The following is a 24,940-nucleotide window of genomic DNA, read 5'->3' as shown; positions in this document are numbered from 1 at the left end:
GATCACCTAAAAAAGAACATCCGAATTTGCAGTAGCCCAATTCGAAAAAGCTGGTGTTTCCACGATGCCTCTATGCTTTTTCGCAGCATCTCTGACTAAAAGGACACCAAACTCCGAAGGCAATCTGGAAGCATATGTAACGATGCTCTCCGCTGTTTCCTCTCCGGCTCTTTTTGCCAAAGCCTCACACAATGCATATAAAGTTGCAGGTTCTTCCGGGACATCTGCCATGCGAGGTTGGTCTATGACAACGTCTGGATCAGGTAGTTGCCTGAACATACGAACAAATCCTTCAAACTCAGCAGCCGCACCCGGACCAACTGTTCCCTTTAACAAACTCAACTCCACCTCCGGGGCCGGAGCCGCTGCAAGTATACGGGCAGCGAATTCCCATGATCTTGGTGAAGGGAATGCTTTTTCATTCTGTTTGGGATCAAAATTATGCAAAAGGTTTGGCCTGAACCTGATGAATGAAAGGACTTCTTCAGAGAACCCCTGCCCTTCGGCCCATTCAAGCCAAATGTCCACGTCGACGGAAAAATCAAGGTGCACGAATCTATTCGCCAAAGCAGAAGGCATACGGTGAGTCACTGCACGATCAGTCTCCCGGTTGCCAGCTGCAACCACGGTCCAACCATCTGGCAATGAATACTCACCGACCTTACGATCAAGAACCAATTGATAACAGGCAGCCTGCACCAATGGAGGTGCAGCGTTCAATTCATCAAGGAAGAGGACGCCTTCACCTTCTGTCGGCAAGAATGAAGGGGGACTCCAATGGGCCACATTGTTTTTTACCGATGGCAATCCACGAAGATCCACGGGATCCAACAGTACGGCACGGACATCAGTCAATTGACGTTTCATCTCTTCTGCAACCTGTGCGATCACCTGACTTTTACCGACACCAGGAGCTCCCCAGATAAAGACAGGCTGTTTCAAGGAAATAAGGGTCTTCAAAGAAGACTTAATTTGCTTTGGATTCATATATTCCCCGCTAATTAGCGAATTCGACAAGGTTAAATTTGATCTGTTCAACGTCTCCCATAAACTCTTCACCGCACTCCATGGCTGACTCATTTTCTTCATGATATCGCCAGTTCACAACGATATTTCTACCCTTTTCGGCATAGCCATCAAGCATCTCAAAAAAATCCATAAAAGTTTTAGAAGAGGAAGAGTTAAAATAAATAATCTCCATATCAATCTCGACACGATCGCCATTGATGGAATCAAAGAAACCCTCTAGCCACTCAAACATCGGACTATAAAAAGCCCAGCAATTTTCCGGATAGGATTCTCCTTTGATCTCAAAGGACATCTCATCAGGATCAAAACGAATATGTGGCGACGAATTGGTCGCCTCAACGCAATATTTCGTCATATCTAAGCTCCTATTGTGTCACGACTTTCATAGAAAAAAATGAGGTCTCGCCATCCAATGGGACAATATCGAAATCCATAGGAGAAGATGCCTTACGCGCCATCTCGACAAACCCCAGTCCGGCACCTTTATTCGTGACACAATCAGGGCCTTTCCTGCGCTCCCTGTAATAAACTTTCAACTCACTCTTGCTCATTGAACGAAGCGTCTGAATATACTCTGAAAGCTCTTCACAATCAGCAGAATTCACCTTATTCCCACATGCCACGAAGAAACGATCATTCTCCTCACGGCCAACGACAATCTGACCATGGGCGATCTCTCCTTGTTGATTCATATTGTCCTCTTGTCGCTCGGATGAATACCGTACGATATTTTGCATCTGCTCGACCAAGACAGCAAAAACACGCTGTACTGACCCCATCCCCGCATCCTCTGCACGCATTTTGGACCGCATAAGTTCGGCCAACCCTTCCACGATAGACTGAGAGACAGGACCATTAAAATATAGAATCACACCTTCTTGTTTCATTTCTTCGTAATATTTAAATAAATTCGTTCTCATTTAGATCTTCCCCTTTGAATTCAAAACCCAAAACAGTCACATCATCCCGACGGGGTTCGCTCCCCTGAAACTTCCCCAATGTCTGCATGAGTTCATGACCTTGCCCCGCAATCGGAGCTTCCCACTTTTTCTCTATGAACGACATGAACCGCCGCCGCCCAAAAGAAAATCCTTTCTCAAAACCAACCTGATCAACATATCCATCCGAAATGAGATAAAACCGTGTGCGGCCGGTAAACGGGATAACAACATCCGTAAAAACAAATTCCCGAGGCGACCGGACGTATCCAAGGCCACAACGCTCTCCTTTGATGCACTTGGCCCCCTCATCTCCCAAAACATACAGAGGAGAATTCGCACCAGCGAAAGTGACGGAACGACCAGAGATATCAACGTGACACAACGCGCAATCCATACCATCGTCGGATTTCGCATCCTGATCGTTCTGCCCAAGCGCATCCTTAATAAGAAGATTCATTCGGCCAAGAATTGCTGCAGGACTGACAGTCCGATCCGCCGAGGCTTTTTCCAGCAAAGAAATAACGATAAGTGTCATAAACGCCCCAGGCACGCCGTGTCCGGTGCAATCGATGACCCCAAGAAAAAAACCTTTCTCCGTGCGCTTCAACCAGTAAGCATCCCCACCCACGGTATCCCGCTGGTCCCAAACAAGAAAATGATTCGGGATATAATCATACAAATTTACCTGACTAGGGAGAAAAGAAGTCTGTATCAGGCTGGCACAAGCCAAACTTTCTTCAATCTGTCTATGAGCAGCCGCAAGATCTGCTATGGCTCTTTGTAATTTCTGCTCTCGAATGGCAATGGCGTGCCCCATCCTGTGCATGTTTCTTCTGAGTTCAAGAAAGTCATGCCCGTCGGCACCTATATCAGGCAAATTAAGCTGATCATAATTCCCTTGCTGAAGGAGTTGGCATTGCTCATTGAGTTCCTTAATATTCCTTAAAGCAATGACATGGCTCATCCACTTCGAAAAAGGCACAAGCAGAATTATGGAAAGAACAACCTGTCCAACAAGAAAATTCGTCGTAACCCCAGCACTTTGAGAGTGAACCAAAACAAACATGACAAGTGGAAAAACAACGATAGGTAAAAACAGCAGGACAATCATCTTGCGCTCCACGCTCCAATTGAGCCTCACTTTGATCCTACTGAGTTTTAAGTTCATTTCACGTCCCCTTTGCTCTCTCCAGCAAAAACAGGGGGCTCCACATTGCAAGAACAACTTGATCGGCGATACACTTCCGCTCTATCGCGACCATTTTTTTTGGCTGCGTAAAGCGCAATATCAGCAAATTTGAGCAATCCATCTAAAGTGTCTCCAATGTCTTCCATTGAAGCCACCCCGACACTCACAGTCATGGATATATGATTATCAACCGAATCAACGACGATTTGTCGAACCCCTTCCAGTATACGTTCTGCCACACAACAAGCATCGCTCGCTGTGGCATCCGGCAAAAGGACGACGAACTCTTCACCACCTAATCGCCCCACCACATCCACTTCTCGAACAGAATCAAGAAGAGCACGACTCATGGCGACAAGGGCTTTATCTCCTACATCATGACCATACGCGTCGTTGACACCCTTGAAGTAGTCTGCATCAACAATCAATAAGGATAACTTGTTGCTTCGCTTACTACGAGCGACTTCACGCAATGCCAACTCCATGAAGTACCCTCGATTCCACAACCCTGTAAGGCTATCTGTCCTCGCCAAACGGCACATCTCTTCCGTCATATGCTTACGTTCGGTGACATCGGCCAGTATTCCGACAACACCACCACACGAGATGACTTCACTCTCTTCACGCATTACGCATGCACTTATTTCCGCCCACAAGACCACACCATCCAGGCCTGACACTTTGGCCTCCATACGGTGCACCTCTCCTGAGACCAAAAGGCTCATGTAACGAGAAAAATCAATTTCATGACAAAACAAATCGCGGATGTTGTTAACGACTCCCAAGAAATTTACAGGACTGGAATACCCAAACATCACCGCCATGGCCGAGTTGGCTTCAACTATTTCACCGGCTGAACCACACCTGAATACACCTTCAGTCACATTTTCAAATATCCCACGATACCTCTCTTCACTGATCTCAAGGTTACGATTGACCTCAGTAAGAGACTGCTGCATCCGATCACCCATTGAAATTAACCGCCTACTCTGTCGCAAAAGCTTGTTGTACCCTTTCACCAATGCGGTAAATGCGGGATCGCTGCTCTGGCCCTGACTTTCGTTTCGTTCAAGCGACTTCATCGCCAGATGAAGTACTCGCTCTTCTTTCTGAAAACCTTCTTTTTCCATACTACAATCGTATAATTTGTTTATCACGGTCATATTAATTCACCGGCATAATGATTATGGCCCCATGTATTATCACCATAAAAAGAACTGCTACCGATGCAACTTTAATCATCTGCTTAGACTCAAGGCGAACTCGCGCCTTTACCCTTTGAAAAATCCTTAACTGCGTATCATTCTGTACGGTTTCCATACTTCCGTCTGAAATCATTATTTGACACCTCATACAGCCATGCTTGCTATCGCAAATTAATGATATTGAAAATCGTTTTCAACGAATATTAAGGTGGCCTTCAATTGTCAACCACAAAATCAATAGTTTATTAATGGTACATTCGGTGAAATAAGAATGGGTAGGTAAAGGTGGCAGAAGTGGGTTTAAAAACTGGCCACACTTTAAGGTGGAATTTGCACCCTAAAGACCAAACGACATCGTCCAAATATGAAGAACAGCTCGCTTTCCAGCTTTACACGCCACGGATGGTCCTAGGGACCTTCACTTCTGATGATTCTCTGTGCGCCAACCTGTCAGGGATGGATTGCTCGCTCACTTTGGATTACCGAAAACTTCTAAAAAACAATAAGAGCGCCCTGCTCCGCTTCAAGCATACACGGGGACATGCAGCCAGGCCTTCAAACGAATACAGGCGCAATTAGTTCAGCTCAAAGACGTTACCCTTCCCACAAATTCCTGAACTAAAATTTTCATAGGGCTATTCTGACTCCATGGAAATTCTCAGCGTCATGGCATCTATGTCCATCGCCATAATCACGGCACCGCTCAAAAAAATCAGTCAGCAGACAACTGACACCAACAAGGCGGCAGGTACACTCATGCCTTTGCCTTGACCAAGTCGCTGTTGCCTCTTGCTTTGGCTATCGGGTGTTTTCCGCGGCCATTACGCCGTGCATTTCCACGGCTGCCACTTTGAGGTGCCCATGGCGAGCGTGGACGCAGTCTCGCGAACCACGCCCACTGCCTAATCGTCCATGCTGGTTGCCGAAGGGCAAAAATATCTAGCCATGGCCGATTTCTCTATCCGTGAGAATCCCGCCGCGCCGCCTGCCGTGTTGAACATGGCAGGTGTCACACACAACCATGACAAAAACATTATTAAACACAAAACGCTCCTCATAGCGGACATCATCTCGAAATCGCTTCCCAGGCACAAAAAAAGGATTCCAAATATCCATTTGGAATCCTTTTTTTGTGGAATCAATCTTTCAACACATCAAACGCCATCAGATACCATCTTCTACAGAATCCAGACGTTCTGCCTCCCGCCGGGAAAAAAATCGGGAAAGCTTCTGCTTGAAGTCTTCCAGAATCATATACATGGACGGAACAAGAATCAGAGTAATCCCTGTGGCAAACAAAATACCAAAACCCAACGACAATGCCATGGGAATAAGGAACCGAGCCTGTCTTGACGTTTCAAGAATCATGGGGGCCAAACCGCCAAAAGTGGTCAATGTAGTCAACAGAATAGCTCTAAAACGAGCTGTTCCGGCTGACATCACAGCATCATGGGCACACTGTCCGTCACTACGCATACGGTTGGCATAGTCAATAAAAACCAACGAATCATTAACTACCACACCAGACAAAGCCACGATACCGAGCAGGCTCATCAGACTGATGGAATACCCCATGATCACATGACCAAAAACGGCACCGACCGCCCCGAAGGGAATACAAATCATTATTATTAATGGCTGTACATAACTCTTGAAGGGGATCGCCAGCAGAGCATAGATGCACAGCATGGCCATAAGCAGCCCCACCATCAAACTCTCAGTGGACTCGGTCATATCTGCTTGTTTGCCATCCATTACACAGGACAAGCCCGGATATTTAGCCTTGAGGTCAGGAATGATTTCTTTAAATACGCTATTCATAACCTGCGTAGACTGATTACGAGGACTCACGTCCGCAGATACCGACAAAACCCGGCGGCCATCACGGCGTTTAATAACCGTATACGCTCGACCTCGCTCAATATTCACCGCTTCCCGCAACAGAATTTCACTGCCTGAGGACGCCATAATCATCAGCTCTTCAAAATCAAACTCGGAAATACGTTCGCTTTCAGGGCGACGAACAACAACCTTAATTTCGTTGCGACCACGTTGCTGACGCAAAACTTCCACACCATAATAGGCAGCGCGCACCTGATCAGCCACCCCCTGAGCGGTCAAGCCAAGGCTTTTTCCTGTGGGAGTGAGTGTAAAGTCGAGTTGTTCCTTGCCCGGCGAAAAGCCGTCATCAACATCCTTAACCCGCGGGTAATAGGACAATCCCGCCGCGAGTTCTGCGGCGGCAGACTCAAGCACGGTGACATCCGAATGACTCAATTCAAATTCCAACGAGCTCCCCGACCCAGGCCCACCACGATCAGATTCAAAAGAAATGGCCTCCAAACCGACTATTTCTCCGGTTTCCTTGCGCCATTGCTCCACGAATTCATCCGTAGAAATGGGACGCACGTCCGCAGCGGTTAAATAGACTTTCAGCTTAACAACATGACTGCCTGAAATATCACGCCCGGCACCACCAATTTTGGAATCCATGCCCTCGACCAAGCTACCACCACCGTTATTGTCCGCCACCACACGAGCGGCGGCAATGAGGCGGTCTCGAACAACCTCTGACTTGGCTGCCGAAGATCCATACGGCAACTCAGCAGTCACGAAAGCATAATCGGATTCCACTTTGGGCATAAGTGTAAACCCAAGCCTGCCACTGGCGACATATGCACCCGTCAAAACGAGCAAACCAACGCCCACAGCCATGGTCAAATAGCGCCACTGCACACAAACGTCGAGAATGGGCCTATATATCCTATTAATAAATCGAAGGAGCCCATCTGCAATTCGCTGCTGATACCTATCAATCCACCGCATGATACGACTGCGATGCCCATCTCTCAAATGACCAAGATGCGCGGGCAAGACAAACAGACTTTCAACCAAGGAAACAACAAAAACACTAATGACTACAATGGGGATAGACCAATATATCTTGCCCATAATCCCGGGTAAAAACAGTAAAGGCATGAAAGCTACAATGTTCGTCAATACGCTAAAAGTCACCGGCATGGCTATGCGACGGGCCCCCTCAATGGCGGCTTTAAGCGGTGGCATCCCCTGCTGCCGCATGGTAAATACATTCTCACCGACCACGATAGCGTCATCGACCACAATTCCAAGTGAAATAAGAAAAGCGAACATGGTGATCATATTAATACTGATGTCAAAAAACGGCAGAATCAAAAAACATCCGAAAAAGGAAATGGGAATACCCATAGCGACCCAAAAAGCGAGTCGCCTTTCAAGAAACAAAGCAAGAAAAACAAAGACCAAACCCAGCCCCATGTATCCATTCTTCAAAAGCAAATCCATACGCTGACTGAATACTTCCGAACTATCATCGAGAATTTTCAAGGAAACATTACCGGGTAGCCGAGTCGAAAACGCCTCTACGCCATTGTGTACGGCCTCGGAGACGGAAATAGGAGTTTGATCTCCCACCCGATAGACATCTAGGCGAACGGCAGGCTGACCATTATATGTCGTGATAATATCATTATCGGCAAATCCATCGACAACCGTACCAATGTCCTCCAATAAAACCTGTGTACCATCGCTCCCTGTGACAATGGGCGTCCGAGCAAAATCCTGTCCATAATCACGCCGCTCTTTCATGCGCACAAGAATTTCCCCAGAACCGGCTTTGATGCCTCCTCCCGGCATATCCACAGAGGCTTCACGCAGACGGCTGGCCACTTCGGTGAGCGTCAAGTTGTGAGCGCGCAATTTTTCCTGCGACACTTCGATAGAAATCTGAAGATCGCTAACCTCATTCAGATCAACCTGAGTCACTCCGGGGTCAGTGATTAATGTCGTCCGCAACTCTTCTGCCAGGCTTCGCAGAACGGTATCGTCCTGATCGCCATAAACCATCACAGTGAGAACTTGCCGTTTCATAGAGGCTTCGGCAATCACTGGGTCCTCGGCTTCTTCAGGAAAAGAAGAGATTCTATCCACTTCAGTCTTGATATCCTGAGCGAGCGTTTGCAAATTTGTTCCATCAAGTGCCTCGACAACAACATTGCCAGCACCTTCAGATGCCGTTGACGTCACTTCCTTCACGCCTTCCAGCCCCTGCACGGCTTCTTCCACAGCCAGTATGACTCCCTGCTCTACCTCTTCAGGACTTGCTCCAGGGTACGAGACACTCACCGAAACCGTATCCAAGGAGAACTCGGGGAAGACTTCCTGCTTCATCTGCAAACCGAACACAAGACCACCGACAAGAAGCACCACCATAAGCAGATTGGCGGCAACCGAATTCCCCGCCATCCAACCGATAGGACCCTTATGTTTCTGAACATTGTTAACCATTGTTCATTCCTCCGCCTTGTCCCTTGCCCGGGCCTTTGCCCTTGCCGGCATCAACACCGACACGGTTTGGCTTTTCAACGACATTGGTATCCACTGCCGTCGAGATACTCCGCAGTCTCATCCCCTGCAACGGAGTCGAAAGCGCTGAAGTTACAACGACTTCACCTGGTACGAGCCCTTCGGCAACAACAATGGTTCCCTCATCTCGCCATACGGATTTCAGCGACCGGATCTCAAGAGTATTGGCTTCGGTCATAATCCAAACCTTATCATTGTCATGATAGGCTGAACGCGGAATAGTCATCACGTTTTCCAACACACCACCATCGATTTCAACAGAAACATAACTCCCCAAAAGAAGCGGCTTGACGTTTGGTCGCCCCGCAATATTCAACGGGTCCTTAACCGATATCAAGAGGCGGGCCATTCGCCCTTCGCTCTCCAGAGAAGGCAATAAACGAACCACCTGCCCTTCACGAACCGACAGACCGACGCCGCTGCCCGAGGAGATTCGAGCCTTGGAGCCATCCACGGTTCCGGCGGACGGAATATTGATCCAATGCAAACGATCCACCGGCACAGACGCCTCGATCCAGAATTCATCGGTCCCAACAAGTGTAGCAAGGGATTCCTGAGGAGAAATCATAGCTCCGATGTCAACACTCTTTTCTTGAACCATGGCGGAAAACGGCGCAGAAATTTTGGTACGTTCCAAATCAAGCATCGCCTGACGAAGCTTGGCTTGGGCCGCTTGCAATTCAGCCTGAGCTTTAGCCAAATGCGGTTTTCTCAAGGCAAGTTCGGATTCGGCTTCAGTTCCTTTTGTGGAACCACTGAGTAATTTCCACTCCCGGGCAGACACGGTCTGATACCCTTGCTCAACCTTCAGATCATACTCGGCAGTCGTAACTTCAGCCTGCACTTCACGAAGCGCAAGCTGATAATCCTCTGGGCTGATGGTAAGAATCTGCTCTCCCTTTTCAAAATAACCGCCGGGTGTAAAAATTGAACTGATTGATTCGACTTCACCAGAAACTCGCGCTTCAAGCGTGATGGATCGGGCAGCGGTCACCGTCCCCATGACTGGAAGCCAAACCCGATACGTTCCACAGGAAATAACCTTGGTGTCTACAGCAGGAGCAATAAAGACAGGAGGTCGTTTCTTTGCTTTAGGAGCTGTCACCACTGTTGCATACGCACCGGCTGCAGCAAGTATAACAACACAAACCGGAATAATGACCTTGAGACCGAAGATAGCCCGTGCCTTGATGAGTAAAGTACGCATAATTATCCCTCGTTGCTAACGTTGATGTCATTTGTCTTTTGGTTATTTGCATCAGGAGTGATCAAGGAGTCGGTCCAGCTACCGCCAAGAGCCCGATGCAAGGCTACGCGGTAGAGAACAAGATCGGTCCGTTCGTCCGCAATGGAAACTTCCAGTTCCTGCACGGACAACAAAGCGCTCAGGACCGGCAGATAATCATCCAACCCTTGTGCATACCGGGAAACGGCTTCACTCAAACTCGTTTTGGCCGCTTCCAACTGGGCCAAACGCGCCGTAATATACTGCTTTTGCCATTTTTCCTTCACCAGAGCGTCTTCGACTTCCTTGAACGCCGTGTAGACGGTCTCTCGATACGAGGCCAGACGCTCGTCAACAATACCCTGCTGTTTTTCCACTTCAGCTTTCCGGGAACCACCATCAAAGATCGGCCCCACCACCGAGGTGGCCAAGGAAAGCATCCAATTATCAAAAAGAGTTCCCAACTGTGCACCGGTATATTCAGCGGTACCCGTCAGGCTCAAGGAAGGCAGACGATTGGCCTTTGCTGCCGTCACCGACCAGTCAGCCGACTGAAGCGCAAAACCTGCGGACCTGACATCAGGACGATTGGCCAAAAGATCGGCAGGTAATCCAAGGCCTGGCAAATCGGCCATCTCGGGTAAATCGGCATCAGCTACGGTGACAGCCCCGGCAGGCTTGCCCATGAGCAGCGCCAATTCGTGAAGCAACAGTTGCTCCTTTGACTCCACCGGCGGAATCTGGGCAGTCACTTTCGCTAAAGTTTGCCGTTGTTGATAGATGTCCAGAGCTGTGGCAAGAGAATTTCGAAAACGTAATTCGATAAGCTCAAGATATGTCTCGTTAGTCTTAACTTGTTCAGTCAGTATTCTTTTCTTTTGCCGCTCAGTTTGAATCTCAACCCAGCGCGAGACCACTTCTCCAGCCACGGTCATGGCCGCGGTGCTCAAATCTTCACGACTCGCCAAATAATCGAGATTGCCAGACTGGGATTCGGCTTCGATCCGACCCCAAAGGTCCAATTCATATCCTGCCTGCAAACCGACACTATGCGTATCAGAGGTGGTTTCCTTGTCCGTCGCCTTCTTGGTATACGAACTCGAATGAGAATAATCTCCCGTCACATTCAAAGTCGGATACTTGTCAGCTCGAGACTGAATAGCCGTGGCCCCTGCCTGCTTGAGTCGTGCCCAGGCAATTAAAACATCAAAATTAGCAACCAGAGCGTCTTCCACCATGCCATTCAATTCTTCGCAGCCAAAGGACTCCCACCACTTACCGCTCAACTGTTCAGAATCGGAATACAAAGCAAAAGATTCCGGCAATGGAGCCATCGGCTCAACTCGCGGATCTGGTCGAAATGGGGAACATCCCACCATAAAGGCCACAATTGCAGTCAAAAGCACCGCAATTGCCGTTTTTGATATTGATCGAATTTCTTTCAAGGCATTTCTCCAAAAGTATTTTCGTTACCCACTGCTTACGGCACAAAAATGGAGAAAGTATAAAGCTTATGATAAAAGATGTTAAAGGATGTAAAACTTCTTCACGGCCCCTTTCCAAACGTACAACTTACGGACTAGAAAAAAGCATGGACGCAAAAGGACCAGTTCTGATTATCGATGACGATGAAAGACTTCGCGAGCTCGTCGTGGAATATCTCGAAGAATACGATTTCACTGTGCACACCCTTCCCTCCGGCGTAAAAGCTGTAGAGACTGTGAAAACGCTCTCCCCGTGCGTGATCATTCTGGATGTCATGATGCCTGGGAAAAATGGCCTGGAAGTTTTACGAGAACTTCGGATGACATCCGACACGCCCGTCATCATGCTCACCGCCAAGGGAGAAGATACAGACCGCATTGTTGGCCTGGAGCTAGGCGCTGACGACTACATTGCAAAGCCATTCAACCCCCGTGAATTATTGGCCCGCATCAAGGCCGTACTCCGCCGCTACGACGCAAGTGCGATCACCAATGCCAAGACCACCCCTCCCACGATTTCCGCAGGAGGGCTTATCCTGAATATCTCTCGCCAAACACTCATGGTGGAAGCCGACGAACTGGAATTGGCCCCTACAGAGTTTCGACTGCTCAAGGCCCTTATGAGTAAAGTGGACACAGCCCTGACCCGCGACCAACTCATGGACATGGTTTGGGACAAAGACTTCACGGCGTATGACCGCAGCATAGACGTTCACATCAGCAAACTACGCGCCCTGCTCAAACAATATGAGACCCACGCCAAACGGATCAAGACAGTCTGGGGCACCGGATATATGTTCATGGGAGAAATATGAAGATCAGTCGACTCTATCTCAAAATATTCTTCGCGTTTATCGCGGTTCTCGGCACAGCCATCCTGACCATCGCCATATTGATGCATCTGGGAAAAATCCGCCCACCCTTCGCTCGACATGCCGACGAACGCACTGAGGCCTTCAAAAGGCTCATCCTACTTGAAATAGGTGATACAAAAAGCATGACGCCACAATTACAACAACGACTTGCTTCGGTACTGGATATCTTTGCCGGCTCTTTCAACGGTCAGGCATGGCTGACGGATGCACAAGGCACCGTCATCAATGCTCCTTCCCCTAAAAAAGTGACCCTCATCGCAACAGAAGAGACAGAATTTGAAACAACCACTTCCAATGGAAACTCTCTTTACCTCATGGGAAACGAAGACGAAAAATTGCTATATATGGTAGGCACAATCGAATCAGCCATGCAGCCTTTGTCTATTCACATTCTCCATGAATGGAAAAAACGCAAAGAAGAAGTATGGCTCATGCATGGCCTGCTGCTCATGTCTGGTATTGCCGCACTCCTGCTCATTCCGGTCTCCCGAATGATCACCCTACCCATTAACAAATTGACAGCATCCGCCGAACTCATCGCCCAAGGTGATTTTTCGCCCCGTGTGGCCGACAATCGAAAAGATGAAGTAGGCACACTGGCCAAGGCGTTCAACCATATGGCCAACAGTCTCGATAAAATAGTCAGAGGTAGCCGCGAACTGACCGCCAACCTGTCTCACGAACTACGTAGCCCACTGGCCCGTATTCGTATATCCCAACAGATCATTGAAGAACGCATGGCTTCGGGACGAACAGACGGTATCAAAAAACACGTTCACAAGATGGAGCAGGAAATCGACCACATGGATGGACTTATCGACAAGATTCTCAAACTTTCCAAACTTGATTTACAAAAGGCATCACCACGTATCGATACAGTTAATATCCCCAACATGGTCAAGCAGATTGTGGAAATGCTACAGCCACAAATCAATGAAAAAAGTCTTTCAATCATTTCCAACGAAACTGAAATCACGCCCCTTCTATGCAACCGGGAAAATATCACCATGGTCGTGGGCAATGTCCTTGCCAACGCTATAAAATACAGCCCTGCTCATAGTGACATCACCATCAATTGCACGTCTGACGAAAAAACGGTTAACGTAAAGATTTCTAACCCGTATCCGCAACTCTCGAAAAATGAACTTGAAACGATTTTCATCCCATTCAAAAGACTTGGATATGATACGGTGGAAGGCACCGGTCTCGGCCTGGCCTTTGCTCGAAAAATCGTCGAAGAACACAAAGGAACCATGCAGGCTGCCAGCAATGAAACCGGCTTCCACATGACAATTACGTTGCCCGCAGGTTAACCGCTTTCTTTTTTCTGCGACACACACTTTTTTGATGTGGCACGCCGTTAAATATATTTTCAACACAATTGGTATAAAACAGTAAGCATGAAGATTTAGCTCTTTCTCTGGGACAGAACTTCACAGTCAAATCCCTTCCCTATAACCCCACCTTTTTTACTCCAAAATTAATAAGAAACGGTCCCCTCTCACGATTCCTTTTAAAAGACAATTATCAAAAGGGGAGGACTACTACAAAACTAATCCAACAATTTCAAAGTACAACGAGCCTCCCTCAGTCTTCGGGACGCAGAGATCGGAGGTTCAAATCCTCTCATCCCAACCAGATAAATCAAGGCACTTACGATTTTTTCGTAAGTCCCTTTTCTTTTTTATTTTTAATTGTTCTCATGCGACGCCCTATTACGGCGTATATTGAAAAATTATGCAGATAAGGGAAATTCTTTCTCCTTCGATTCATACGCCTTTAAAGATATTTCATCTCACAGATTCCTTTTTCTCATGATCAGTGCAAACCAGACTCACGATGCAGGCTACACTCAAAGCTATAACGAAGCTCATCAAGAGAAAGAGTATGGTAAATCGCCAGCCAAAAGAGCTTACCACAATGGGAAGCAATGCCGGTTTGATGGAACGGCAGCCGACAAAATTGGCAACGTGGAAAACCGATGCGCCTTTATCCCGCAACGTTTTAAAAAGCGGATACCACGCATAGACTGGTCCCATGGATAAGATTCCAGCCAAAGAAGACAGCACGACCCCCTTGGCACCAGCACTGCGCCCTAAAAAACGAGCGACCACAGCTGGGGACAGGAATCTATTAAAGACCACCATCATGACAACGGCGAAAAGCATGGGCAACGTCAACTGCTGAAACATGTCTACACAGATATGTAATGAGTGCTCTGTGTTTTCTGGTTCTAAAAGAAAACCGAGGCCATAGAGCAAGCTAACTCCCAAAGGAAATAACCACGGTCTCATGACGGCCATTGAGGGCAAAGAAAAAGGGAAAATGGAATTCTGGCTCATACTACGCCCCCTTCCAACAGGAGGAAAAGTAACGACATGAGAATAGCCAGAATAAACCCAGCGATATTGCGCACCAGAGCAAAACGCATGCCGAGGGCCGCCACTTCAGCCGGGAGTTGAATGATTCCAACATTGACCCAGGCAAACATCAAAGCCGCTGCCCCGGCGACTCCCACGCCCGCACTCAACAAGCTTTTCCCAATGATATAACTATTCACGGGATTCCCAGCCAACAAACTTCCAATGGAAGCTCCACACACAGCGTCATACAACGGCGAGTTCGAAAACAACGAAAGCAGCGTTTGTTCCGAGACAAACCCACGAAACAACCCTAAAAGCAAAATTACCCCCACAAGGCGGGGCAAAAGTGTAGAGAACTGCTGTCCTCCCTTACGCAAAGCTTCAATCCATACGACCTGCTTGGAAACGGCGTCTTCGCCATCCGTTGTCTCTTCCTTCTCACCCAAGGACGATCGCGACTGCATATACGTAGCTATCGCCTCAGCAACAGGGCCGGATACTGAAGGAACGACTTTAATACCTTGTTTTTTTAAAACCCCGATAATATTTTGAGCAATATATTCCACAAGAACGACCTGCACGCCCATGTTGACCACCTGCGTCAAAATCATGAGCCCTGCCCCTGCTCCGGAAGAACGAGGAGGGCCTTCCACCACCTCGAAAGACATATCCTCGGTATCTACCACTAATAAATAGGCTGCAGTACCCAACTTGCATTCGACGAGACCATCCAAATTGGGAAGCGTGCTCGGAACAGCAATTTTCATTCTAACTCCAATTCCTCGTTGTTGCCAAAGAGCTACTTTACAGATTCATCTATTTCAAGGGGTGTCTTAATAAAAACAAAGCCCCGTAAGCCCATGAATAAATCCATTTTCTCCCCATGATACTCAGAAACAACCATCTACGACACTCCATAACCCAATATATCACGCTCATATCCAGCATTATTGTCACACGAAACGTCCCACACACATCACGAAGTATATTATCATCGTTGGTATGTTCATTCGCGACCATAAGGTCTGCACACCTCAAAAAGGGATTTGCGACTCAACCGTCACAAACCCCTTTTTATATTTTTAAAATCGTCTGAAAATTACTTTTCGGGATAATACTCCAACAATGCTTTCACACACTTTTCCAGAACATCGACAGGTTCCATGGTGGCGTTCTGTTTGACTTTCATGGCGGCCACAATGACGGCATGATGTTTTTTTAAACGCTCAACATAATCTTTTTGATCGGGTTTGACGCGCTGGGTCAAAAAATAATCTGCTATCGCGCTGATTATTCTCTGTGAATGAGTTTCCTTGTTCATGACCCAACGAGTGAACTGCTGTTTTGATTGAACGTCAGTCTTTGCGACCAACTCATTAAGCATGGTCACGGCTTTACGAACTGTCGTCACATCTTCCATCATGGCAACGACACGCGCATTATCGTCATAAATACCGCATGGTACCTGACAATGGGTCTGCGCTTGTCGAGGGAGAATCATGACAGAGAGACAGACAACAACGCACATCCCCACCATTTGTACAATTCTCATACTCGAATCTCCTTGAACAAAGTTATTACACCTAAACACTATTTTATACGGATTTGTCGTGAATGCGTCCAGTTTCAAAGTCATAATTTCATTCACGCTCAAACAAACGCCCCCCCTTTCATGCTGCCTCATGCATAATTCCATACCCCCACTGGTGAAAATCTCTTAATAATGATAGTGTAACTTGGGTTTTCTCACCTTTACGTTTCTTCGCCGCGCACACCCATGATCCATTATTCACTTTTTAAAAGGAGAAGTTTATGCGTGCATCCAAACCTCGGACTCAAGGACTGCCTCTTTTCCTCCTTGTGACAGCCATGGTATTCTCTGCGTCCTTTGTCTGGGCATACGGAGGGGGCGGAGGGGGAACAGGAGCCTTTGAACGAGACGCAAATTCCGGTTGTGGAGCCTCTTTTGGAGCAATAGACACATACGCCCCATACTCCAACGGCATTACAAACCACGCTTCATACCAAGCTCAATTTGAAGCTGATGTAGCAGAGGAACAGGCTGATGTCCGCGGCGGCTACCATGGAGACTATCATGACAAAAAAGGTGAAGGTCGAGCCGTGTCCGCTATCGCCTGGGATGAGACTCTTGATGTATCTCCGGATGAACGAAAACTCGCCTTTGTCCTTGAAAACATGATGGCAAATGGTGCGATCAACACGCGACAGGCGTACGCAATGATGGCAATTTACCGAGCAGGAAAGGAGCGGCAACGACAACAAGCGAGCCGCTCCAACCGGCGATATTAATGAGGAGATCATAATGAACATCAAATCCATCTTTCTCTTCATTGCGCTTTTGGTAATCCTAGGCTTCACCTCAGGATGTGTTACTAGCGGTTCATCAACAAAGGCTCCGGCTACACCGGCTTATCAACCGCAAATAACTGGCGAAAAATCCCTTTATCCAGATGAACAAGTAGCTGTGACGACGCTGGCATTGGCAAAAAAAGGAATTCTTCCACAAAACGGCGTTATCTCCATGGCTCCAGATGCGACAGTGACACTCGCCCAACCCGCATCTGGATTTTCCGTTACTCAGGAAGGCGTCACTGGTATTCGCCAGCTTCAAAACGGCGACATTGCCGTGGAAGTCTTATGCGAATACCAAGACTCGCTGGGTCGAAAAGCCTCCATGCTTGATATGGTGACGTACACCCTTCGCCACCCCACGGGACAGGAAGCAACAACAGTGTCTAAAAATATGGTCGCCGAATATAAGACCACCATGGAAAACTGCACACCGGAAATGCAACAACAAACCATGGAATCTATCAAGACTTTCCAGACTTCAGCAGGACTCACTCCAGATGGTGTCCTCGGCCCGCAAACAGCCATGGCAATGGCACAAGGGATGGAATTCCAGGAATTCACTGGATTGATATCTGCTCCGATATATTCAACAACCCCACGATTTGAAATATACTTCATTGATGAAGTCGTGGCGAAAAGTGCACCGGACACATATCTTAAAGGATTCAACAGCTTGGAAACAGTAAGAATCAAAGCAATTCCTGCTGCCCAATTCGCTGCTAGAGCAAAAAGCGGTGGAAAATATCTCGCTCTGATTTACTTTATGGATCAACTCCCGAAAGACACCCCGATCCAGATTGGACTCTCAGAGTTCAGCACCAGAAAAGACAATGACAGAAAAGCCACTATGAAACCGATGTACGCCACAGGACGGGATTGGCCTGTTGTCGTCGCGCCATTCAGTTTAAAAAAAGTCAACTCCAAACTATACGCTCATGTGTTGATCAGTGGGAAAATAGCCGGAACAACAAAATTAAAATAGAAACAGAACTCAAAAAGAAAAAGGGTTTGCGTCAATAAGACGCAAACCCTTTTTCTTGGCATTAATAATCACGCTACTTTCATACGACTCAATCAAAAAAAACATCACGAATCATCGGGGAGCAATCCGGCTTTCTGAAGCCGTGCCCTTTTGGTAGCAATATCCGCCTGAAGGTATGTAAACTGCGTGGTGAGTATGAAGTCAAGATGACTTTCGTGCCTGTCTTCCAACAGCTGTCGATGATTGCAGCTCTGCCGCTCTGCCGCTTCGGACAACGCCTGAAGATGGTTTGAAACACGTAAATGAGTAATATCAACATCTCCGAGATATGCAGCCGGTTTGCCATCACAAAGCATTCGCAAATCCATATCCAGATCATCGAACTGACTAGGAGAAAAAAGCAGGTTGAACCCCTTTCTCTTTTGCAATTCCTCAACCCTAAAGAGATGACAACATCCAGTCACTGAAGACGCATACCGTCGATAACTCAACTGTGACGGAATCAAACACTCTGTCGAAGGTTCATGAAGCACGACCCGCCTGTCCTGTTTCGCGGCATCTTCACGACTCAAGACAAAACCGTCCGCATGCTGTGTAATACAGGGGGAAACAGCGTCGTGAACTCTGCATCCCCAAACACCGGCATCAGGGAATTCTTTTGTTCCAGCCGCGAGACCAAGCAGCCAATCGTGCGGAACGATGACATCATCATCGAGAAAAACAACCCACTCGGCCCCATCTTTCCCGGCAGCATCTATCAGCCAGTTGCGTGCCGCAGGCGCTCCCACATTTACAGGAAGGTCAACGATATCCAACTCACCATCAAAACGGGACTGAACCGCTTTGACAATTTCCAGACTCTCGTCTTGGCTGCCATTCACAAGCACTCGCACGGAAATATCTCCGACATTCTTGCTCAAATCGGAAGCCAGTACGCTTTCAAGCGTTCGGCCAAGTTCATCCGCTTTATTATATGAATAGATACACACCACACACTTCCCATCCAAACGAACATCTCTTTTCGCAGGAAAGGCCAACCTGTCCATAAACAACAAGGCGGACGTGTGTTGAGGGAATTCTTCCAACAAGTCCCGAAGCAAAGTCATGGCCTTTTCTTTTTGACCGATGTTGGCATAGGCCGTAGCAAGATTAAACCCGACAATCGTCAGCCCAAACTTTTCCAACAACGGTTCATACGCCCTGACCGCCCCTTTGCATTTCCCGTGCGCCAACAGAGATTCTGCCAGCAACAACTGTGCAAGGTCCGGCTCCACCGATACGAGAACTCGCTGAATAAAACCTTCCAGCCAGCCCCACTTTGAAAGAAGCCCCTGATACAACATCGCCTGTCGGACAACAGGCAACACCATACCCTCAAAGGCCGAGTTCATCAGACACTCATCAAGCGCTGTATATTGCCCTTGGGCAAAAAGGACAGGAGCTTCGAGGCTACCTTCTCCATGACCTGACAAAGCAATACGTTTGGCAACCGCCACGGAATGAGGCGTCAAAATTTGCCTGACAGCAGGAATTCCTTCATAAAGCTTTACGACTTCACCTGCTAACGGCGCGTTCAGAGGGAACTCCGCCCAAGCCATGCAGAAAAGTCGAGACCCGAGTTCTATCAATGAAGGAGCTTCAGCACCGGCTCCATTGGCCAAGGCAAAGGCTTTCTGTGCAGCAGCAAGCAGATGGTTATGGCCTCGTGTCCCAAAAAGCAGATAATCCTTCAAATCGTGCCCTCTCGTGCTATAAAAATACATATGTCAAAATACAGTCTGTTGAACTGACATGAATACAATATTTATTCCAACGAAAAAGACTTCTCCTCTTTTCCGTCTTATCGTATTCTAACCATCGTCAAAATCAGAACACAACAAACGGAACTATTATGCCACCAGTCAAGACATCCATATTCCAGCTTTTAAAGATCGGCCCCGGCCCATCCAGTTCTCACACCATTGGTCCTATGAAGGCGGGCTATTACTTTATGAAACTTGTCCGCAATCTTCCAAACGAAGACAGATTACGCGCGGATAAACTGACCATCCGATTATTCGGTTCCCTGTCAGCCACGGGTGAAGGTCACGGCACACGCCGGGCAATCATGTCCGGCCTGCTCGGTTTTCTCCCCGATACATGTCATCCTAATGTATTGGAAGAATTTGACAACAAGGATCAGGAATTTGAATTGGACCTCGATGGCAAAGCTCTCGCCTATTGTCCCCGTGACATGATTTTTGATGCCGTTCAGCATGATTACCCACATTCAAACACCATGATATTTTCGCTCAAGGCAGGAGACAAGACACTACTTGAACGCACTTACTATTCCATTGGTGGAGGATTTCTGCACTGGGAAGGCAGAAAAGAGCCCAAACGTGGTGAGCCTATGTATCCATATAAAACCATGGCTCAACTCAAAGAGCATCTGAGAAACAACTCCATGCGACTTCACGAACTCATTCTGGCCAATGAAAAAGCCATCACCGGTATGAGTGAAGAAGAAATATATGCTGGCCTGGATCACATCGTCGAAGTTATGGAACGCGCCGTTGAAATGGGAATTCAAAGCAAAGGCGCACTTCCCGGCCCCATAGGGCTACAACGAAAAGCCGCCGTCATGTATGAACAGGCCAAAGCTGAACATTTTCAAGGACCGGGATTCGTTAAAGCTTTCAACGCATACGCCATGGCCGCCTCCGAAGAAAACGCCTCCGGCCATTGCGTAGTCACGGCTCCAACATGTGGCGCGGCGGGGGTCATCCCTTCCATTATATTCATGCTTAAGCGACACATGGGAGCCTTGCAAAAAGAACTCCACGAAGGTCTTCTTGCCGCTATAGCTATCGGCTTTCTCTGCAAACACAACGCATCCATCTCCGGTGCCGAAGTCGGATGTCAGGGCGAAGTTGGCGTAGCCTCAGCCATGGCTGCAGCCCTCCTTGCTTATGCACGTGGGTACCGCTTTCAAGTTACAGAAAACGCCGCAGAAATCGCCATGGAACACCATCTTGGCCTGACCTGTGATCCGGTCGGTGGTTATGTGCAGATCCCCTGCATTGAACGAAATGCCATGGGCGCCATAAAAGCATACAACGCCTATCTCATTGCTACGACCTTAGACGAATCGTACCAGAGAGTCGATCTGGACAAGGCCATCGAGGCCATGGCCCAAACGGGCCGAGACATGTCCCGCAAATATAAGGAAACGTCATTGGCAGGCCTGGCACAGAGTGTCACTGAATGCTAGGACTCACATTATTGTAAATCTGCGTGTTTCAAACAAAGAATCTTTCGGCGACATAGAACCAAAACCGAAAATTGTTTGCCTAGCGCCCCATATTTTGCTACAAAACGCCTTGGCTTTTAAGCATAATCCATTCTTGGAGATACATGTGATTTCTTTCAAAGGCGTTAACAAGTGGTATGGGGACTTTCAGGTCCTCAAAAATATCAACCTGAACATTGCCAAAGGCGAAGTCGTCGTCGTTTGCGGCCCATCCGGGTCCGGCAAATCCACCATGATTCGGTGTATCAACCGGTTGGAGCCGATTCAAGAAGGCGACATTACAGTCGACGGAATGAATGTATCCGACCCGTGCACAAACATGACTCTGCTCCGGGCAGAAGTCGGTTTTGTATTCCAGCAGTTCAATCTCTATCCGCACATGACGGTTATTGAGAACATCACGCTGGCGCCTACCATGGTTCGCGGCATGAGCCGTGGCGAAGCCACAACCATCGGCATGGACCTTCTCAAGAAGGTAGACATTCCCGACAAGGCCGGAGCGTATCCATCCCAGCTTTCCGGCGGCCAGCAGCAGCGCGTCGCCATTGCTCGAGGTCTGGCGATGCAACCCAAAATCATGCTTTTTGACGAACCGACATCCGCACTTGACCCGGAAATGATCAACGAAGTTCTGGATGTCATGAAATCGCTTGCCCGAGAAGGCATGACCATGATCTGCGTCACCCACGAAATGGGCTTTGCCCGAGAAGTGGCGGACCGGGTCATCTTTATGGACGAAGGGAATCTCGTCGAAGAAAACACGCCTGAGGAATTCTTCAATAATCCACAGAGTGATCGGACCAAAGATTTCCTGAGTAAGATTCTCAGCCACTAGGCATAGAATATCTGCCTTTGTCGGACACAGTGTCCGCCAAAGGCTTTTTTATGGACTCAACCATTAGGAGAGGTAAATGAGAGTTCTCAAAATCGCCGTCATGGCAGCATTGCTGGTCATGGCAGCTTCCGTTGCTTTCGCAGGTCCGACCTACGATCGCGTTATGTCCACAAAGGTCGTCAAAGCCGGTTTGTCCAACCAGGGTATCCCCTTCGGCTTCATTGATGACAAAAATGAGTGGGTCGGTTTCGACGTCGATATGGCAGCTGAAATTGCAAAGCGTCTCGACTGCAAGCTCGAAAAAACCGTTGTGAACAACAACACCCGTATTTCCTTTGTGCAGACCAACCCGTCCAAGGTCGACATGGTTCTGGCAAACATGACTCACAAACGCGTACGCGACGAGAAGATTGATTTCTCCATCACTTACTTCTTCGATGGTCAGAAATTCCTGGCCAAGAAAGACACTGTCAAAGACGTCAACGATCTGGCCAATATGAAGGTCGGCTCCATGCAGGGAACCACCTCCATCGTCAACGCCACCGCCTACCTGAAGTCTCTGGGCAACGCCAACCCTAAGGTCGTCGGTTACGACGGTGAAGTCGCCATGTTCGAAGCCCTGCGCTCCGGTCGTGTACAGGCTATCTCCACAGACTCCACCTTGCTGCTCGGCTATGCTGCCAAGGTCCCCGGCCAGTTCGAACTGGTTGGTGAATTCATTTCTGACGAACCTTACGGCATCGGCCTGCCCCAGGACGACTCTGCATGGCGCGACGCTGTCAACTTCGCCATTCAGGATATTTGGAGAGACGGTACCTACCAGAAGATCTACGACAAGTGGTTCGGCCCGGATTCCAAGTACCCATTCCCGCTGACTTCCAAGATCGAAATGTGGCCCTAAGCTGCGAGCTAAAGCCTAAAACTGGTCCCGGAGCACCTAAGCTCCGGGACCTTCTTCCTTAAAAGAGTACAATGATAAAACGGTATTTCGAGAAAGTCTGGGTCCAGAATCTTGCGCTGCTGGCCATGGTCGGCGCGTTGACCTATTACTTCACCTTCATATTCGAATTCAAATATGATTTTGACTGGGCTGTTTTCTTCGTAGAAGGACAGTACGGTCACATGGGCGATTTAATGGTCAACGGTCTCAATTCGACCATTACTATCACCCTTTATTCCGCTGTCATCGCCTTGGCATTCGGTACAATTTTCGGTCTGGCCAGACTCTCTTCCTTTAAACCGGTCTATTGGCTTGCCACCTGCTATGTAGAACTGTTCCGCAATACCCCCTTGCTCATCCAGCTCTTTTTCTGGAACTTTGCTCTTCCATACGCATTTCCCGAAGAAATTCGATTCAAGCTCTTTGAAATGGATTTCGAATTCTGGTGTGCCACCATCGGTTGCGGTATTTTTACTGGCGCTTTCATGGCGGAAATCATCCGCGCGGGTATTCAATCCATTCCTAAAGGCTTGCTGGAAGCATCATACTCTTCCGGCCTCAGCTTCACCCAGACCCTACGTAAAGTCATCCTGCCGCTGGCCTTCCGTGAAATCATCCCGCCTCTGGGTAGTGAATTTCTCAACAACATGAAAAACACTTCTCTGGCCATGACCATCGGTGTAACCGAACTATTCTGGTCCATGCAGGAAGTGCTTTCACTGACATACCGTACCTTTGAATCATTCATCGTGGCCACAGCCATATACGTGATGCTTTCTCTGATCATAGCCTGCATCATGAACATCGTGAACGAACGACTTAAGATCATGCCGCGCGACAGGATCACGGTGCTTCGCAGGATTGCTGATACCCTATTTCTGCCCGTAGACATCATCGGAAACGGGTTGGAATACGTATTCTGGTATCTCCGAAAATCCCCGGATCAAAAAACGGTATCTCCAATCGCCCGAATTTTAAAATCTTCCACGAAGGCACTCATTCTGGGAGCCAAAGTTATATTTTTAGCGGCTCTAGCCTACCTGCTATTCATGCTAGGCACAGCCCTTACACACTTCAATTACGAAATCATTTGGGCCAACCTGCCCGCCCTGCTCATCTGGCGATTCCCCAATGGGGACAGCTCCGAGTTCTTCATGGGACTGGGCGGCCTGTCCGGCTCCCTGCTCATGGCGATTATTTCCATCACCGGCAGCTTTTTTATCGGACTAATTATTGGCATGGGCCGTACGGCTAGAAATAACGCCATTAAAATTCCTTGCACACTTTACATTGAATTGGTCCGTGGTGTCCCTCTTGTCCTGGTCATCCTCTGGTTCTACCAAGTCATTCTCGATTTCGTGTTCAAACTTGAAATCCATGCCTTCTGGGCTGGTACCATCGCACTGACATTCTTCTTCGGTGCATATATCGCCGAAACAGTCCGTGGCGGTATCGAGAACATCCCTGCCGGTCAGGTGGAAGCAGCCAAGGCATCAGGTCTCAGCTATTTCCAGACCATGCGAAAGATTGTCCTGCCTCAGGCCCTCAAACAGATGCTCCCGGCCCTTGTCGGCATGTTCATCGCGGCCTTCAAGGATACGGCGCTGGTGTACATCATCGGTGTCATGGACCTGACTCGCGCAGCCTATGCCGTCAACAACCGGACAATGATTTATCCTTTTGAAATCTACACGACCGTTATCGTGCTATACTTCATATTCAGCTACGTCATGAGCCTCTATGCCAAACGCCTGGAAAGGAAACTCAGCCCTGAAAGCGTTCGCATTTCAATGTAAATCCATC

General features: G+C 48.2%; 21 protein-coding genes. 9 read left to right on the top strand and 12 right to left on the bottom strand.

What is annotated here, in order from left to right; genetic code table 11:
* Positions 1–6 precede the first annotated feature (6 nt).
* The 5 genes from SYK_RS01100 to SYK_RS01080 are packed head-to-tail and all read right to left on the bottom strand — an operon-like array spanning position 7 to position 4,289.
* Positions 7–987 carry an AAA family ATPase gene (locus SYK_RS01100; protein WP_281761787.1) on the bottom strand — a complete coding sequence of 327 codons (981 nt, stop codon included), beginning with the start codon at positions 985–987 and terminating at the stop codon, positions 7–9.
* A 10-nt stretch (positions 988–997) separates the two neighbouring features.
* Entirely contained in the window at positions 998–1,384 is a 387-nt protein-coding gene (locus SYK_RS01095; protein ID WP_281761786.1) for a DUF1987 domain-containing protein, read from the bottom strand.
* A 10-nt stretch (positions 1,385–1,394) separates the two neighbouring features.
* Positions 1,395–1,949: a SiaB family protein kinase gene (locus SYK_RS01090; RefSeq protein ID WP_281761785.1), complete on the bottom strand. Its 555-nt coding sequence runs from the start codon at positions 1,947–1,949 to the stop codon at positions 1,395–1,397.
* Positions 1,930–3,138, bottom strand: coding sequence for a PP2C family protein-serine/threonine phosphatase (locus SYK_RS01085; RefSeq protein WP_281761784.1), 1,209 nt, complete (start codon positions 3,136–3,138; stop codon positions 1,930–1,932). The genes SYK_RS01090 and SYK_RS01085 overlap by 20 nt, the downstream gene beginning before the upstream one ends.
* Complete coding sequence (locus SYK_RS01080; protein ID WP_281761783.1) at positions 3,135–4,289, bottom strand: GGDEF domain-containing protein; 1,155 nt, start codon at positions 4,287–4,289, stop codon at positions 3,135–3,137. The genes SYK_RS01085 and SYK_RS01080 overlap by 4 nt, the downstream gene beginning before the upstream one ends.
* A gap of 723 nt (positions 4,290–5,012) precedes the next feature.
* Here SYK_RS01080 and SYK_RS01075 point away from each other — a divergent pair.
* Positions 5,013–5,135, top strand: a complete 123-nt coding sequence (locus SYK_RS01075) for a hypothetical protein (protein ID WP_281761782.1) — start codon at positions 5,013–5,015, stop codon at positions 5,133–5,135.
* Between the two features lie 393 nt (positions 5,136–5,528).
* On the opposite strand, the gene SYK_RS01070 is transcribed toward SYK_RS01075, so the two are convergent.
* The 3 genes from SYK_RS01070 to SYK_RS01060 are packed head-to-tail and all read right to left on the bottom strand — an operon-like array spanning position 5,529 to position 11,327.
* Positions 5,529–8,690 carry an efflux RND transporter permease subunit gene (locus SYK_RS01070; protein WP_281761781.1) on the bottom strand — a complete coding sequence of 1,054 codons (3,162 nt, stop codon included), beginning with the start codon at positions 8,688–8,690 and terminating at the stop codon, positions 5,529–5,531.
* Positions 8,683–9,975: an efflux RND transporter periplasmic adaptor subunit gene (locus SYK_RS01065; RefSeq protein WP_281761780.1), complete on the bottom strand. Its 1,293-nt coding sequence runs from the start codon at positions 9,973–9,975 to the stop codon at positions 8,683–8,685. The genes SYK_RS01070 and SYK_RS01065 overlap by 8 nt, the downstream gene beginning before the upstream one ends.
* Positions 9,976–9,977: 2 nt before the next feature.
* The gene (locus SYK_RS01060) at positions 9,978–11,327 is read right to left on the bottom strand and encodes an efflux transporter outer membrane subunit (protein ID WP_281761779.1); all 1,350 of its coding nucleotides are present in this window, start codon (positions 11,325–11,327) and stop codon (positions 9,978–9,980) included.
* A gap of 257 nt (positions 11,328–11,584) precedes the next feature.
* On the opposite strand from SYK_RS01060, the gene SYK_RS01055 reads away from it, so the two are divergent.
* Entirely contained in the window at positions 11,585–12,292 is a 708-nt protein-coding gene (locus SYK_RS01055; protein ID WP_281761778.1) for a response regulator transcription factor, read from the top strand.
* Positions 12,289–13,665 (top strand): sensor histidine kinase, encoded by a 1,377-nt coding sequence (locus SYK_RS01050; protein WP_281761777.1) that lies wholly within the window; start codon positions 12,289–12,291, stop codon positions 13,663–13,665. The genes SYK_RS01055 and SYK_RS01050 overlap by 4 nt, the downstream gene beginning before the upstream one ends.
* A gap of 477 nt (positions 13,666–14,142) precedes the next feature.
* On the opposite strand, the gene SYK_RS01045 is transcribed toward SYK_RS01050, so the two are convergent.
* The 3 genes from SYK_RS01045 to SYK_RS01035 all read right to left on the bottom strand — a co-directional run bounded on the left by SYK_RS01045 (position 14,143) and on the right by SYK_RS01035 (position 16,267).
* Complete coding sequence (locus tag SYK_RS01045; RefSeq protein ID WP_281761776.1) at positions 14,143–14,694, bottom strand: permease; 552 nt, start codon at positions 14,692–14,694, stop codon at positions 14,143–14,145.
* Positions 14,691–15,482 carry a NifB/NifX family molybdenum-iron cluster-binding protein gene (locus SYK_RS01040; protein WP_281761775.1) on the bottom strand — a complete coding sequence of 264 codons (792 nt, stop codon included), beginning with the start codon at positions 15,480–15,482 and terminating at the stop codon, positions 14,691–14,693. Before SYK_RS01040 ends, SYK_RS01045 begins: the two co-directional genes overlap by 4 nt.
* Before the next feature lie 332 nt (positions 15,483–15,814).
* Positions 15,815–16,267 (bottom strand): superoxide dismutase [Ni], encoded by a 453-nt coding sequence (locus SYK_RS01035; protein WP_281761774.1) that lies wholly within the window; start codon positions 16,265–16,267, stop codon positions 15,815–15,817.
* 260 nt (positions 16,268–16,527) lie between these two features.
* Here SYK_RS01035 and SYK_RS01030 point away from each other — a divergent pair, with 260 nt between their 5' ends.
* Together SYK_RS01030 and SYK_RS01025 are read left to right on the top strand one after the other, a co-directional pair.
* Positions 16,528–17,025 carry a hypothetical protein gene (locus SYK_RS01030; protein WP_281761773.1) on the top strand — a complete coding sequence of 166 codons (498 nt, stop codon included), beginning with the start codon at positions 16,528–16,530 and terminating at the stop codon, positions 17,023–17,025.
* 13 nt (positions 17,026–17,038) lie between these two features.
* Positions 17,039–18,070 carry a peptidoglycan-binding domain-containing protein gene (locus SYK_RS01025; protein ID WP_281761772.1) on the top strand — a complete coding sequence of 344 codons (1,032 nt, stop codon included), beginning with the start codon at positions 17,039–17,041 and terminating at the stop codon, positions 18,068–18,070.
* Between the two features lie 104 nt (positions 18,071–18,174).
* Here SYK_RS01025 and SYK_RS01020 read toward each other — a convergent pair whose 3' ends face one another.
* A complete protein-coding gene (locus SYK_RS01020) occupies positions 18,175–19,803 on the bottom strand; it encodes a glycosyltransferase (protein ID WP_281761771.1) in 1,629 nt (542 codons plus the stop codon).
* A 158-nt stretch (positions 19,804–19,961) separates the two neighbouring features.
* On the opposite strand from SYK_RS01020, the gene SYK_RS01015 reads away from it, so the two are divergent.
* From SYK_RS01015 to SYK_RS01000, 4 genes are all read left to right on the top strand, one after another.
* A complete protein-coding gene (locus tag SYK_RS01015; RefSeq protein WP_281761770.1) occupies positions 19,962–21,323 on the top strand; it encodes an L-serine ammonia-lyase in 1,362 nt (453 codons plus the stop codon).
* Between the two features lie 145 nt (positions 21,324–21,468).
* The gene (locus tag SYK_RS01010; RefSeq protein WP_281761769.1) at positions 21,469–22,197 is read left to right on the top strand and encodes an amino acid ABC transporter ATP-binding protein; all 729 of its coding nucleotides are present in this window, start codon (positions 21,469–21,471) and stop codon (positions 22,195–22,197) included.
* 76 nt (positions 22,198–22,273) lie between these two features.
* Complete coding sequence (locus tag SYK_RS01005; protein ID WP_281761768.1) at positions 22,274–23,098, top strand: ABC transporter substrate-binding protein; 825 nt, start codon at positions 22,274–22,276, stop codon at positions 23,096–23,098.
* Positions 23,099–23,169: 71 nt separating this feature from the next.
* Complete coding sequence (locus SYK_RS01000; RefSeq protein ID WP_281761767.1) at positions 23,170–24,933, top strand: amino acid ABC transporter permease; 1,764 nt, start codon at positions 23,170–23,172, stop codon at positions 24,931–24,933.
* The last annotated feature ends 7 nt before the right edge of the window (positions 24,934–24,940 follow it).

It is taken from the genome of Pseudodesulfovibrio nedwellii (assembly GCF_027923765.1).
Lineage (GTDB): Bacteria > Desulfobacterota > Desulfovibrionia > Desulfovibrionales > Desulfovibrionaceae > Pseudodesulfovibrio > Pseudodesulfovibrio nedwellii.
This window is presented reverse-complemented; position numbering and strand designations above follow the sequence as displayed.